This is a genomic window from Tepidibacillus fermentans, from assembly GCF_004342885.1.
Classification (GTDB): Bacteria; Bacillota; Bacilli; order Tepidibacillales; family Tepidibacillaceae; genus Tepidibacillus; species Tepidibacillus fermentans.
Genome location: NZ_SMAB01000004.1, coordinates 20,080 through 34,549, shown reverse-complemented (window position 1 = coordinate 34,549; position 14,470 = coordinate 20,080). Strand labels below are relative to the sequence as shown.

Genomic DNA, 14,470 nt, shown 5'->3' with positions numbered 1-14,470 from the left:
ATTTTATCAAATCTGACTTCTGATCTCTATCTTCTAAAATGTTGGATGTCCAATGAAAAGATGTAAATAATAGAAAATGAATAGGAAGTAAAAGAACTGGAGGAAGAAAATGAGACCTGATAACAGAAATGTAGATGAACTACGAAAAGTAAAAATCACAAATCATTATATTAAGCATGCAGAAGGCTCTGTTTTAATTGAAGTGGGAGATACAAAGGTTATTTGTACAGCAACAATTGAAGAAAAAGTTCCTCCTTTTATGCGAGGTGAAGGAAAGGGATGGATCACTGCTGAATATGCAATGATTCCAAGAGCAACTCATACACGAAATGCGAGAGAATCAACGAAAGGAAAAGTTAGTGGTCGAACAATGGAGATTTCCCGATTAATTGGCAGAGCATTGCGATCTGTTGTTGATTTAGAAGCGTTAGGAGAAAGAACGATTTGGATTGATTGCGATGTGATTCAAGCAGATGGTGGAACCAGAACGGCTTCGATTACAGGGGCTTTTGTTGCAATGGCAGATGCTTGTCATCGGTTAGTTCAAGAAGGAAAAGTAAACAAAATGCCTATTCAAAATTTTGTTGCAGCAACAAGTGTCGGCATTATCGAAAATGAAGTGAGATTAGATCTATCCTACGAAGAGGATTCTCAAGCAATCGTTGATATGAACATTGTGATGACCGATCAAGGAAAATATGTTGAACTACAAGGAACTGGTGAAGAGACTCCTTTTACTGCAAATGAATTAGATCAGTTACTACGTTTAGGGAAAAAAGGTGTGGAAGAATTGATCCAAGTTCAAAAAGAAGTGATGAAAGAATATGTTGATCTTATTGGAAAAATAGAGGTTGAAGGAGAAACGCAAGTTGAACAACAGACAAGCACCCAACAATAAAATCGTTCTCGCCACGAAAAACCAAGGAAAAATTCAGGAATTTAAAACGCTATTTTCAGGACTTGGTATTGAAATTTTATCGTTAAAAGAATTTGAGAATGTCCCTGAAATCATTGAAGATGGAACTAGTTTTGAAGAAAATGCCAAGAAGAAAGCAGAAACGATTTGCCAATTTACAAGGTTACCGACCATTGCTGATGATTCTGGTTTAGTTGTGGATGCATTGGCTGGAGCTCCAGGCATTAATTCTGCTCGCTATGCTGGCGAAAACGCAACCGATGAACAAAACAATCAGAAGCTGTTACATGCATTAGCAGGTATACCAAAGGAAAAACGCAAAGCTCGTTTTGTCGCATATTTAGCCTTTGCCGTTCCCAATAAAGAAACAATCGGTGTAGAAGATATAGTAGAGGGGTATATCCTTGAGTCTCCAAGGGGGCAACGTGGGTTTGGATATGATCCATTATTTTATCTGCCTGAGTTGGGCAAAACAATGGCAGAGCTTGATCCAGAAATAAAAAATCAAATTAGCCATCGTGGTAAAGCAATGAGAAGATTATTTCATCTATTGAAAGGTGAATGGGAACAATAGCGGGGCTAGTATGTTCTAACTCTGCTCCTAACCTTATGGCTTTCCATGAATAAACGGTCGGTATGAAAGCGCGCTCGCTAAAGCACCCATAGGGTACAAGTCACGCTATGCAACTAAAGTTGCAATTCGTGCTATGTCGCAGCTTATAGAATCGTACAAGCCAGTGATTCGAAGATAGTGGGTTTGTATATTCCATAAGCAGCGACTTTTGGGAGTGCGAAGTACGGACAACGGAGCGCGTTGGAATATACAAACAATTTTACATAAAACAGAAAAAAATCATCTATAAATATTGACCTTGAATTTTAAACTTGTTATAATATCTTTTGTCTTTGAGATATTGAATATTTTTGCGGATGTAGTTCAATGGTAGAACATCGGCTTCCCAAGCCGACAACGCGGGTTCGATTCCCGTCATCCGCTCCATAACAATCTGTCTCAGTAGCTCAGCTGGATAGAGCAACGGCCTTCTAAGCCGTGTGTCGGGGGTTCGAATCCCTCCTGGGACGCCATTACATAATCAAATTAACGTTTCTTATATACGTCTATAAGAAACGTTTTTTTTTTTACTTATTCTTCTTTTTTTTTACTTATTCTTCGATGTGTGTATACGTAATGGATAAAAAGGTTTGACAATATCCATAAAATTCTATTGTTTTCAAATCAAATATTAGGTATATTTAATGTAGCGCCTTCAACCTAGAAGACGTTTTTTTCATGTGGTAAAAGGTTTTTTCATGAGTTTCAAAAGAAAAAGGTTTATGTTATAATGAAGTGGTTATACTGTCAGATAGAGTGTTTCAGTACATATTTGGAAAAAACCTTTGTAAACGATCCGTTTGGAAGAGTACTAGGAGGGGAAAAGTATAGAATGCAAACAAAATGGGAAAAAATAGAAAAAAATAAAGTAAACCTACATGTAGAAGTTGAGGCTGAAAAACTAGACGAAGCATTAGACAAAGCATTTAAAAAAGTAGTTAAACGTATTAATGTACCAGGTTTCCGAAAAGGTAAAGTACCTCGCAAAATTTTTGAGTCTCGTTTTGGGGTAGAAGCTTTATATAATGATGCTTTAGATATTTTATTACCTGAAGCGTATGAGCAAGCCATCAACGAGAATGGTATTGAGCCGGTAGATCGTCCAGAAATTGATATTGAAACTATTGAAAAAGGTAAACCATTTGTATTTACTGCGACGGTCATCGTGAAACCAGAAGTTGAACTTGGTGAATATAAAGCATTAGAGGTTCCAGAAAAAGATTTCTCGGTAAAAGAAGAAGATATCGAAGCAGAATTAAAACAACTCCAAAACCGTCATGCTGAGTTAGAAGTTGTTGAAGATGGAGAAGTTCAAAATGGTGATATCGCTGTTATCGACTTTGAAGGTTTCCTAAATGGTGAACCTTTTGAAGGTGGAAAAGGTGAAAAGTATTCCTTAGAAATCGGTTCTGGTACCTTCATCCCTGGTTTTGAAGAACAACTTATTGGAATGAAAAAGGGAGAGGAAAAAGAAATTCAAGTCACTTTCCCTGAAAACTACCATAACGAAGATTTAGCAGGAAAAGAAACGACATTCAAAGTAAAAGTACATGATATTAAACGTAAAAAACTTCCAGAATTAGATGATGAATTTGCGAAAGATGTTGATTTCGAAACGTTAGAAGAGTTAAAAGCGGATATTAAAAACAAACTTGAAGAACGTGCAAAACATGAGGAAGAACATTACCGTCGTGACACTGTCATTGAAAAGGCAACGGAAAATGCAACTGTTGAGATTCCAGAAGTCATGATTGAGAATGAAATTCAGGCTATGATTCGTGAATTCGAGCAACAGTTGGCTTACCAGGGGTTAAACCTTGATCTATATTATCAATTCACCAATTCCGATGAAGCAGCTTTAAAAGAGCAATTTAAAAATGATGCAGAAAAACGTGTAAAAACGAACCTTGTTCTCGAAGCGATTGCTAAGGCAGAAAATATTGAGGTTACTGATGAAGAAGTAGAAAAAGAACTTGAAAAACTTGCAGAGCAATACAAGCGTGATGTAGAAGAAATCCGTTCCTTATTCACAGCGCGTTCTAATGGTTTAGAAGGAATAAAATCCGATATCCAAATTCGTAAAACCATTGACTTCTTAGTTGAACAAAGCAAATAATCGAATTACAATAAAATAAACAGGGCACGGAAATCCGTGCCTTCTTTTTCACAAGATTTGTTTTCTTAGTACCTTTGTAGAAGGGGCGTAGAATTTAAATGTTTAAATTTAGTGATGAAAAAGGAACCCTAAAATGTTCTTTCTGCGGAAAATCTCAGGAGCAAGTACGCAAGCTTGTAGCCGGTCCCGGAGTATATATTTGTGATGAATGTATTGAACTATGTAATGAAATCATTGAAGAAGAAATTGGAACAGAAGAAAATCTCACTTTACAAGAAGTACCAAAACCTACAGAGATTAAAGAGATTTTGGACCAATACGTGATTGGTCAGGAAAATGCCAAGAAAACACTTTCTGTTGCTGTATATAATCACTATAAACGAATTCATACTCAACAGAAGTTTGATGATGTGGAACTTCAGAAGAGTAATATTCTGTTAATCGGACCGACTGGAAGTGGTAAAACGCTCTTAGCCCAAACATTAGCCAAAATCTTACATGTGCCCTTTGCAATTGCTGATGCTACTTCGTTGACTGAAGCTGGATATGTTGGTGAAGATGTTGAGAATATTTTACTCAAATTAATTCAAGCCGCAGATTATGATATTGAAAGGGCAGAAAAAGGAATCATCTACATTGATGAAATTGATAAAATTGCGAGGAAATCGGAAAATCCATCCATTACTCGTGATGTTTCTGGTGAAGGTGTTCAACAAGCCTTGCTGAAAATCCTAGAAGGCACAGTGGCAAGTGTACCTCCACAAGGGGGAAGAAAACACCCACATCAAGAATTTATTCAAATTGATACCACTAATATCCTCTTTATTGTTGGCGGTGCTTTTGATGGAGTCGAAAATATTATTAAGCGCCGTATTGGAAAGAAAGTAATCGGTTTTGGTGCGGATCATGTCAACACAGAATTGAAAAACGATGATATTTTGACCAAAGTCTTACCTGAGGACTTACTAAAATTCGGATTAATCCCTGAGTTTGTCGGTCGACTACCAGTCATCGCAACGTTGCAACAACTTGATGAAAATGCATTAATTCGTATTCTGACTGAACCGAAAAACGCTTTAGTGAAACAGTATCAAAAAATCTTAGAAATGGATAATATTGAACTTGAATTTGAACAAGAAGCTTTAATTGCGATAGCAAAAGAGGCTTTAAAGCGAAATACAGGTGCGCGGGGATTACGTTCGATTATTGAAACAGCGTTATTAAATGTGATGTATGAGTTGCCTTCACGACAAGATGTTTCCAAATGTGTAATCTCGGAAGATACGATTATCAAGAAATTCCCCCCTACACTTTATAATAAAGAAGGAAGAATTGTCCGTTTAACTCCGCAAGAAGAAAGTGCGTAATACAGAAGTCACAATCGGAAGTGTTCTGAAGGTTTGTATGTTCAATAAGGTTGGAATATACAAACCTATTTTTATTTAGAAATTGCCATACGTCAATTTCAACTTATTAATCCAACCTCCACATCTCACCTTTAACATCTAAAATTACCATGTATTTTCGTTTCTATTGATTATGGCTCCTCCCAATAGGTAATACTATAATTTATCGAGTAAAAAAATGTAAATCGCTTTTGGGAGGTAAATATGAATATTACAGCATTGTTAGTGAGTATACAAGTTTTTTTTGGAATTGTAATCGGCTTGTATTTTTGGAATCTATTAAAAAGCCAACATCAAAATAAAACGGCAATTGATCGTGATTCAAAAAAAGAATTAGAAAAATTATATAAACTTAGACAAATCTCTCTTACAGAACCTTTAGCAGAAAGAACAAGACCTCGTAATTTTAAAGAAATCGTAGGACAAGAAGAAGGATTAAAAGCTTTACGCGCAGCTTTGTGCAGTCCTAATCCCCAACACGTGATCATTTACGGTCCACCGGGCGTTGGAAAAACTGCTGCCGCCCGCTTAGTCCTTGACGAAGCCAAACAACTTCCCTATTCACCTTTTAATCAAGACTCAAACTTTGTTGAAGTGGATGCGACTACAGCACGCTTTGATGAACGTGGAATCGCTGATCCATTGATTGGCTCTGTCCATGATCCAATCTATCAAGGGGCTGGAGCTATGGGAGTAGCAGGCATTCCGCAACCAAAGCCAGGAGCTGCGACAAGAGCTCATGGCGGTATTTTGTTTATTGACGAGATTGGAGAATTGCATCCGATACAGATGAATAAACTACTAAAAGTTTTAGAAGATCGTAAGGTTATGTTAGAAAGTGCCTACTACAATTCGGAAGATTCAAATATTCCCAAACATATCCATGACATATTTCAGAATGGATTACCGGCAGATTTTCGCCTTGTAGGGGCAACAACAAGACAACCACATGAGATTCCTGCTGCGATCCGTTCGCGTTGTTTAGAAATCTTTTTTAAACCACTTACAATGGAACATATTGCAGAGATTATGAAAAATGCAATTGAGAAAATCGCGTTAGATTATGACCCAGAGGTTATTGAAGTAGGAAAACGCTATGCTACCAATGGTCGGGAGGCAGTAAACTTAGTTCAGATTGCCGCAGGTATAGCACTATCCGAACAGAGGAAGCGAGTTGAAGTGAAAGATATGGAATGGGTCATTAATAGTAGTCAGATCTCGCCTCGACCTGATCGAAAAGTATCCTCTGAACCACAAATTGGAATCGTGAATGGATTGGCAGTTTATGGGCCAAATATGGGAACACTTCTAGAAGTGGAAGTAACTGCAAAAAAGGTGAGAACAGGCCAAGGAAAATTAAAGATTACAGGAATTGTCGAAGAAGAAGAAATTGGTGGTGGCCTAAAAACAATTCGCCGTAAAAGTATGGCACTAGGTTCATTAGAGAATGTTCTTACCGTTCTTCATCATCAAACAGATATCAATCCATACGATTATGATATCCATGTGAATTTTCCAGGAGGAACACCGATTGATGGGCCATCAGCAGGGATAACGATGACAACTGCGATCTATTCCGCTATTAAGAAGATTCCTGTAGATTCCAAGATAGCGATGACTGGCGAGATTAGTATCTATGGGAAAGTAAAACCAATCGGTGGAGTGATCGCTAAGATTGAAGCGGCAAAAGAGGCAGGAGTTAAAAGAGTCATCATTCCAAAAGATAATTGGCAACAAAGTTTTCAAGATTATCCAGGAATTAAAATTGTGAAAGTAGAAAATATTGAAGAAGTACTAGCAATTGCACTGGTAAACGAAACAGACAAATCGTATCTCGGAACTGCTGAAGTATATTCTGCTACACCAGCTACGATTCATTTTGATCCTATGAATTAGACAAAAACATCAAGATAGGATAAAATTTCAGCATGGAGGTGACGATCATGGCAACAAATCAAGAAAGAAATGTACTCCCATTATTGTCATTGCGAGGACTTTTGGTTTTTCCAGGCATGGTAATTCACTTAGATGTAGGGCGAGAGAAATCAGTGAAAGCCCTAGATCAAGCCATGATAAATGAAGATACATTGATTTTTTTAGCAACACAAGAAGAAGTTCAAATCGATGAGCCGAGTATCCACGACATCTATCGGGTCGGTACAGTGGCAAAAGTACGACAAATGTTAAAACTCCCGAATGGAACGATTCGTGTATTGGTTGAAGGGCTTTTTCGAGCAAAAATTATAGAGTATTTAAAAGAAGATACATATTTCGAAGTATTATTCACCAAATTAGAGGAAACTGACACTACAGGGATCGAAATTGAAGCTCTAATGCGCATGGTTTTAGAGCAATTTGACCAATATGGAAAAGTATCGAAAAAGATCACTCCAGAAACCTTAGCAGCGGTGAGTGATATTGATGATGCAGGAAAGTTAGCGGATGTCATTGCATCCCATCTACCTTTAAAAATCAAAGACAAACAAGAGATCTTAGAGATCACCTCGGTAAAAGAACGGTTAGAGAAAATATTAAATATCTTAAACAATGAAAGAGAAGTTCTAGAATTAGAGAAAAAAATTAACCAACGTGTCAAAAAACAAATGGAAAAGACACAAAAAGAATATTATTTGCGTGAACAAATGAAAGCCATTCAAAAAGAATTAGGAGACAAAGAAGGTCGTCAAGCAGAAGTTGATGAACTGCGAGAAAAACTTAAGAAATTAGAGGCTCCTGATTATGTCAAAGAGAAGATAGAAAAAGAGATCGATCGATTGGAAAAGATTCCAACCACTTCTGCGGAGGGTGGAGTGATTCGTACCTATGTCGACTGGCTACTAGATTTGCCGTGGACAGAAAGTACAGAAGATGATTTAGATATTAAACATGCAGAAGAGGTTTTAAATGAAGATCATTATGGGTTAGAAAAGGCAAAGGAACGAGTTCTTGAGTATCTTGCTGTACAAAAGTTAGTGAAAAAATTAAAAGGGCCGATCCTTTGTTTAGTTGGTCCTCCAGGTGTAGGAAAAACCTCTTTAGCAAAATCGATTGCCCGGGCACTCGGAAGAAAATTCGTGCGCATTTCTTTAGGAGGAGTTCGAGACGAATCGGAAATACGAGGTCACCGTAGGACTTATGTAGGAGCTATGCCAGGACGGATTATTCAAGGAATGAAAACCGCAGGTACCGTGAATCCAGTGTTTATTCTAGATGAAATTGATAAGATGGCTTCTGATTTTCGCGGCGACCCAGCATCGGCACTTTTAGAAGTTCTTGACCCTGAACAAAATTATTCCTTTAGTGATCATTATATCGAAATACCCTATGACCTATCGAAAGTCATGTTCATCACTACAGCGAATTCGATTCACACCATTCCTAGACCTCTTTTGGACCGAATGGAAGTATTACAGATTTCAGGCTATACCGAATTGGAAAAGTTGCATATTGCCAAAAACTACCTTTTACCTAAGCAGATGAAAGAACATGGTTTGGCAAAAGATAAGATACAGGTTCAGGATGAAGCCATTATGGACATTATCCGTCGTTATACGAGAGAAGCAGGTGTACGAAATCTCGAAAGAACCTTGGCTACCATCTGTCGAAAAGCAGCCAAAATGATAGTTTCTTTAGAAAAGAAAAAAGTGATTGTCACTGCAAAGAACCTAAATCAATTCTTAGGAAAACCGGTATATCGTTATGGAATGGCCGAGACAGAAGATCAGGTTGGGGCTGTCACGGGATTGGCATGGACCCCGGTGGGTGGAGATACGCTAACAATTGAAGTCTCAATTTTCCCAGGTAAAGGGAAACTTACCTTGACAGGACAACTTGGCGATGTGATGCGTGAATCGGCTCAGGCTGCATTTAGCTATATTCGTTCGAAAGCCAAAGAATTGAATATTGACCCAGAATTTACGGAGAAAAACGATATCCATATTCATGTACCCGAAGGCGCAATTCCTAAGGATGGACCCTCAGCTGGAATCACGATGGCAACTGCACTCGTTTCAGCATTAACAGGAATACCGGTTTCAAAAAATATTGCAATGACTGGAGAGATTACATTACGAGGAAGAGTTCTACCGATTGGAGGATTAAAAGAAAAATCCTTAGCAGCCCATCGAGCAGGCATTAAAATTGTTATTATTCCAAAAGAGAATGAAAAAGATTTAGAGGATATCCCCGAAAGTATTAAAGAGGACATTGAATTTATACCCGTTGAACATTTGGATCAGGTCTTAGAAAAGGCACTGGTGAGAGAATGAAAATCGTCGATGCAGAAATGGTAATTAGTGCGGTAAAACCAGAACAGTATCCAAAAGATACACTACCAGAAATTGCTTTGGCAGGGCGTTCCAATGTTGGAAAGTCTTCATTAATTAACAAAATGTTGCAACGAAGATCCTTAGCACGTACCAGCTCCAAACCTGGAAAAACGCAAACGATTAATTTCTATCGGATTAACAAAAATTTTTATTTTGTTGATTTACCCGGCTATGGGTTTGCACAGGTGTCAAAAACGGTTCGTGAACAATGGGGAAAAATGATCGAGAAGTACCTAACCAGTCGGGAGAATTTAAAGGTCGTTTTATTAATTATCGATTTACGTCATCCTCCCACCAAAGACGATCAGATGATGTATGATTGGCTAAAACATTATGATATTCCTGTTATAGTAATCGGAACCAAAGCTGACAAAATCCCCCGAGGAAAATGGGAAAACCATAAGAAAATCGCAAAAGAGACCTTGCAATTGGACTCAAATGATACCTTTATTCTTTTTTCTTCAGAGACAGGAATGGGTCGGGATCAATTGTGGGATGAACTAAAAAAGGTCGTGTCATGAGACGCGACCTTTTCGCTTTATCAATTGAAAGAAGGATTGGAATAGATCTTTGGGCAATTCGACCATAATCATACCGATAAAAATCAGTAAACCTCCTATGATGGTCCAATGGTTCATCACCTCATCGTGAACGATGTAGGAGGTAATGGCAGCAAATACAGGTTCCATTGCAAAAATAATTGCTACTCTTGTAGGTGTGGTATAACTTTGAAACGTTGTTTGGGCAACATATGCGAATACTGTTGCAAAAAGTGAAGTAATCAATATTGCAATCAAAACATCCTTTTGAATGAAATTGTGAAAACTTAGTTGCTCGAAATCATCAAAAAAGAACATCATGATTCCATTTAATAATGCAACCGTCGTAATTTGGATCCAAGCAAGGGGAAGGGTTTCATATTGGGGAGCAAATCTCCCCATAAATACGATATGTAAAGCAAAAAAGATCGCACAAAGGAACACAAGTGTATCCCCCCATGCAAAACGTCCTCCCTCAATCATCGTCATCAAATAAAGGCCAATGGTAGCTAACGATACTCCTAGAATCGTTGGCCATTTTGGCAAAATTTTTAGCAAGAAAATAGAAAATAAAGGAACCAAAACCACAGATAATCCTGTAATAAACCCTGCTTTTGCTGCAGTTGTATAGACTAATCCAATGGTTTGGAAGGCATATCCGCCAAAAAGGAAGATTCCAAGAATAATCCCTGAACGCCATCCTTTCTTACCAAGATCAACGACTCCTTTTCGATTTTTCATCAGGATATAAAGAAGTAAAAGAATCGATGCGATAGAGAAACGAATCCCGTTAAACGTATATGGGGGTAAAATCGCAATCGCATTTTGAACAACAACAAAGGTGGTCCCCCAAATTAGAGCCACCGATAATAAGATCAAATCAGCAATCATTCTCTTTTTCACTGCAAATCCTCCACTCTTCAATTCGCTAAATAGGAAACAAGGCCATATTCTTGGGTCATATTGATTTGTTTTAATAGATCATAATGCTGATTATATACACTTGTGAAGGCTTCAACAACTAGGGAGTCGAATTGTTTTCCACTTTCTTCTTCAATTATATGAAAAGCTTGTTCCATACTCATGCCTCGGCGATAGGGACGATTGGAAATCATTGCATCAAATGCATCTGCCACACTAATAATTCGAGCTTCAATTGGGATTTCTTCGCCTTTAAGCATTGCAGGGTACCCATTTCCATCAAAACGTTCATGATGGTGAAGGATTGCATTTTTTACCCGATCAAATTGGTCAATTCTTTCGAGAACTTGCGCACCGATCACAGGGTGTTGTTTGATACACTTATATTCATTCGGATTTAATTTACCCGGTTTATTTAAAATGTCTAATGAAATCCCGATTTTGCCGATATCATGAAGAATCGCTGCTGTTTCAATATCCCGGATCTGATCTTTCGGTAATCCGAGCTTACTTGCGATTAAAGAAGAATATTCATAGACGCGATAGGAATGTCCAGCAGTATAAGGATCATTTAATTCTAGCAATTCAACAGTCGTTCGGATAAGGTCAAGCCTTCGTTGATAGAGGCGATCTTCTCTTAATTTTAATGCGTGCAGCATCTGATTAAAATGTTCACTTAGATCACTGAGTTCCCCTTTATTCTTAATTTCAATCCTTTCATTGAATGAAGAAAGAGAATCACCCAAGACTTCTTCGGTTATTCTTCTCGTCATTTTTGCAAATTGCTCTAACGGATCTAAGATTTTTTTGCGAAATACATAACCGAGTAGTAACACACTACCAATCGAGAAGATCACCCAGATGATGAATTGAAGTTGTAATTGATAGACAGGTTTTAAAAACCGCTCTTCAGGTACAAATGCGGCAATCGTATAAGGGTAATCTTTTAAAGTAGAATAGGTTACATAATGTTTTTCATCATTTAATGTGATCTCTTGAATTTGTAATGGAGAAGAATCATTTACTAAGTTTTTAAAGAAAGTTGGATGGGGATTTAAATCTCTTTGGTCCGATACTATGATATTTTGATTTCCATCTAATAGAAAATAGGAATAGTCAGAATACCCTTTTTTTAGAATGTTCTCTTTTACTTTATCAAAACTTAATTCAACGCCGATCATTCCAGCAAATCGACCATCCGAAAGAAGTAAGGGTTCTGCGATACAAGAAGTTGGTTTCTTCGTAAGCAATGAAGTGGTTTGTCCAGTGAAAAGTTTCTCTTTACTTTTTTTTACTTCTAGAAAACAAGGTTTATTTTTAAACGTTAGGGAAGCAGCTTCTTTTGCTTCTGGATAGAGGGTAATGATTTGCCCCCTTTGATCGATCAGATAAATCGTTTTAACCACATTGTCCATCTGATCATAAAAATTTTTTAATAACGCTCTTTTCTCATTGAGAGAGGATGAAACGATTGCTGAGTTTCGCGAAAATATATCTAAGCTTGATTCAACAGAAGATAGGTATTGACTCATTTCCATTGATAGATTATCAATGTTTTTTATAAAGTATTCTTTTTCTTTTTGCATCGAAGATTGATAGACGAGATAAATCGCTACTGATGCAAAAATAAGAAAAGGAATGAGAATATAAATGGAAATATAAAGGAGCAGTTGGTTCCGCAGTCGCATTAAAAAATCTCCCTTTTTTAAAAGTAATTCTAGTTTGAATATAGCAGATTTTGTCGAAAACACCTATCTTTTTTTTGGACTTCCATTAAAAGTTCATATTTTTATCAGGAATTTGTCTGATTGCTATCCTAGATTATAATAATTCTAGTTTAATTGGATATAATCCTGCCTTCTTATAGAAAAATTTTACTTTACAAAAAATGAAGGCCACCAGATGGTAGCCTTATGTAGAAGTAACAATAGTAAACTATTCATGGATCGATAGGATTTTCTTTTCAATATAAGCAACGATTTGGTACATGAGTGTCGCTGCAATACTAATAATTAACAGACTCATCATGACTAATGCAAGATTAAACACTTGAAATCCATAAATGATCAAATAACCTAATCCTGCTTTGGAAACAAGAAATTCACCAACGATCACACCAACCCAAGATAAGCCAACATTAACCTTTAACGTAGAAACGATCGTAGGAAACGATGCAGGCAATATAATTTTGAAAAAAATTTGATATTTTTTCGCACCAAATGTTTGCGCCAGTTTTAAGTAATTAGGGTCTACTTCTTTAAAACTTGTATATACGACAATCGTAGTAATGATAATCGATATCGCTAATGCCATTGCAATAATCGATACGTATCCAGCCCCAAAAGAAACAATAAAAATAGGACCAAGAGCGACTTTTGGCATTCCATTTAAAACTACCAAATAAGGATCCAAGACTTTAGCCATAAAAGGGGAGATCCATATCAAGGTGGCTATGAGTGTCCCAAGAACGGTGCCTAAAATAAAACCAATAACTGTTTCAAGCAATGTCACATAAATATGATGTTGTAGTTCTCCAGTAGCAAGCATTTGCAGGAAAAGACTCCAAATTTTGCTCGGACGACTAAATATGAATTCATCGAGAAGGCCAAAACGAACAGATACTTCCCATATTCCGATTAAAAAAATTAATAAAATGATTTGTGTAATTTTTACATAGATTTGATTCTTGCGAATTTGGATAAGATATTGTGCATGATCTTCTGACTTGGCACCCTGGCTTAAAAAGCGTTTAATCATGGTCATCCATCTCCTCCCAAATCATCTCAAAATAGGTTTGAAATTCGGGTTTTTCTCTCGTTAAGAATGGCGTTGTATTTCTTAGGGACTCTGGGATTTCAATGATTTTTTTGATATAGCCGGGGTTTTTCCCAAGAATAATCACTCGATCAGACATGGCAATCGCTTCACCAAGGTCATGAGTAACCAAAATCGCAGTTTTTTGATGCTTTTTAATGGTTTTTGCAACAAGGTCTTCTAATTTTAGTTTCGTTTGATAGTCAAGGGCAGAAAAAGGTTCATCAAGCAAAAGAATATCTGGATTGGTTGCTAGTGTTCTTACTAGTGCAACACGCTGTCTCATTCCTCCTGAAAGTTGATTCGGATAGGTTTTTGCATATTCAGATAATCCCATTTCATCTAATAGATATAGAGCATTTTTTTTGGTAATTGCATTTAAACGTCCTTGAATTTCAAGACCTAAAAAGATATTGTCTTCAATCGTTCTCCATTTTAATAGGTAATCTTGTTGTAGCATATAGCCGATTTTTCGCGAAGGACCTTCTACAATTTGTTCATCGATCATAATTTTTCCTTCAGACGGAGGGAATAATCCTGCGATCATGGATAAAATCGTACTTTTCCCACATCCGCTTGGTCCAACTAAGCTGACAAACTCACCTTTATTTACCGTAAAAGTGATATCTTTTACTGCGATGATTTCTTCTGATTTTGTATGGTAGTTTTTGCTAACCTTATCTAATGTAATGGAGATGTTATTCATCCTCATCACTCCCTCGTATTATCCTATTCACTAGGCAGGAGTTGGGTTCATGAGGAAATGTAATCATTAGGAAGGATTTTCTTGAATATAGTGGAAATGCTTATAATAGCG

At 37.1% G+C, this 14,470-nt stretch carries 11 protein-coding genes and 2 tRNA genes; 9 read left to right on the top strand and 4 right to left on the bottom strand.

Going from position 1 to position 14,470, the window contains the following annotated elements; all coding sequences use genetic code 11:
* Positions 1 to 109: 109 nt before the first annotated feature.
* From rph to yihA, 9 genes are all read left to right on the top strand, one after another.
* Entirely contained in the window at positions 110 to 898 is a 789-nt protein-coding gene (rph, locus tag EDD72_RS03655; protein ID WP_132767358.1) for a ribonuclease PH, read from the top strand.
* Positions 870 to 1,490, top strand: coding sequence for an XTP/dITP diphosphatase (locus EDD72_RS03650; protein ID WP_132767356.1), 621 nt, complete (start codon positions 870 to 872; stop codon positions 1,488 to 1,490). Before rph ends, EDD72_RS03650 begins: the two co-directional genes overlap by 29 nt.
* 352 nt (positions 1,491 to 1,842) lie before the next feature.
* A tRNA-Gly gene (locus EDD72_RS03645) sits at positions 1,843 to 1,916 on the top strand.
* Positions 1,917 to 1,925: 9 nt separating this feature from the next.
* Positions 1,926 to 2,002 (top strand) — tRNA-Arg (locus EDD72_RS03640).
* A 359-nt stretch (positions 2,003 to 2,361) separates the two neighbouring features.
* Entirely contained in the window at positions 2,362 to 3,645 is a 1,284-nt protein-coding gene (gene tig, locus EDD72_RS03635; protein WP_132767354.1) for a trigger factor, read from the top strand.
* 98 nt (positions 3,646 to 3,743) lie between these two features.
* The gene (clpX, locus tag EDD72_RS03630) at positions 3,744 to 5,012 is read left to right on the top strand and encodes an ATP-dependent protease ATP-binding subunit ClpX (RefSeq protein WP_132767352.1); all 1,269 of its coding nucleotides are present in this window, start codon (positions 3,744 to 3,746) and stop codon (positions 5,010 to 5,012) included.
* A 243-nt stretch (positions 5,013 to 5,255) separates the two neighbouring features.
* Entirely contained in the window at positions 5,256 to 6,947 is a 1,692-nt protein-coding gene (gene lonB / locus EDD72_RS03625; RefSeq protein ID WP_132767350.1) for an ATP-dependent protease LonB, read from the top strand.
* Positions 6,948 to 6,994: 47 nt separating this feature from the next.
* Complete coding sequence (gene lon / locus EDD72_RS03620; protein ID WP_132767348.1) at positions 6,995 to 9,319, top strand: endopeptidase La; 2,325 nt, start codon at positions 6,995 to 6,997, stop codon at positions 9,317 to 9,319.
* Complete coding sequence (gene yihA / locus EDD72_RS03615) at positions 9,316 to 9,900, top strand: ribosome biogenesis GTP-binding protein YihA/YsxC (RefSeq protein WP_132767346.1); 585 nt, start codon at positions 9,316 to 9,318, stop codon at positions 9,898 to 9,900. Before lon ends, yihA begins: the two co-directional genes overlap by 4 nt.
* Here yihA and EDD72_RS03610 read toward each other — a convergent pair.
* From EDD72_RS03610 to EDD72_RS03595, 4 genes are all read right to left on the bottom strand, one after another.
* Positions 9,895 to 10,821 (bottom strand): DMT family transporter, encoded by a 927-nt coding sequence (locus EDD72_RS03610; protein WP_132767344.1) that lies wholly within the window; start codon positions 10,819 to 10,821, stop codon positions 9,895 to 9,897. The two genes, yihA and EDD72_RS03610, sit on opposite strands and share 6 nt — an antisense overlap.
* Before the next feature lie 17 nt (positions 10,822 to 10,838).
* Positions 10,839 to 12,527, bottom strand: a complete 1,689-nt coding sequence (locus tag EDD72_RS03605; protein WP_132767342.1) for an HD domain-containing phosphohydrolase — start codon at positions 12,525 to 12,527, stop codon at positions 10,839 to 10,841.
* 247 nt (positions 12,528 to 12,774) lie between these two features.
* The gene (locus EDD72_RS03600) at positions 12,775 to 13,602 is read right to left on the bottom strand and encodes an ABC transporter permease (RefSeq protein ID WP_243643767.1); all 828 of its coding nucleotides are present in this window, start codon (positions 13,600 to 13,602) and stop codon (positions 12,775 to 12,777) included.
* On the bottom strand, positions 13,589 to 14,359 hold the full coding sequence (locus tag EDD72_RS03595) for an ABC transporter ATP-binding protein (protein ID WP_132767340.1): 771 nt from the start codon (positions 14,357 to 14,359) through the stop codon (positions 13,589 to 13,591). The genes EDD72_RS03600 and EDD72_RS03595 overlap by 14 nt, the downstream gene beginning before the upstream one ends.
* Between the last annotated feature and the right edge of the window lie 111 nt (positions 14,360 to 14,470).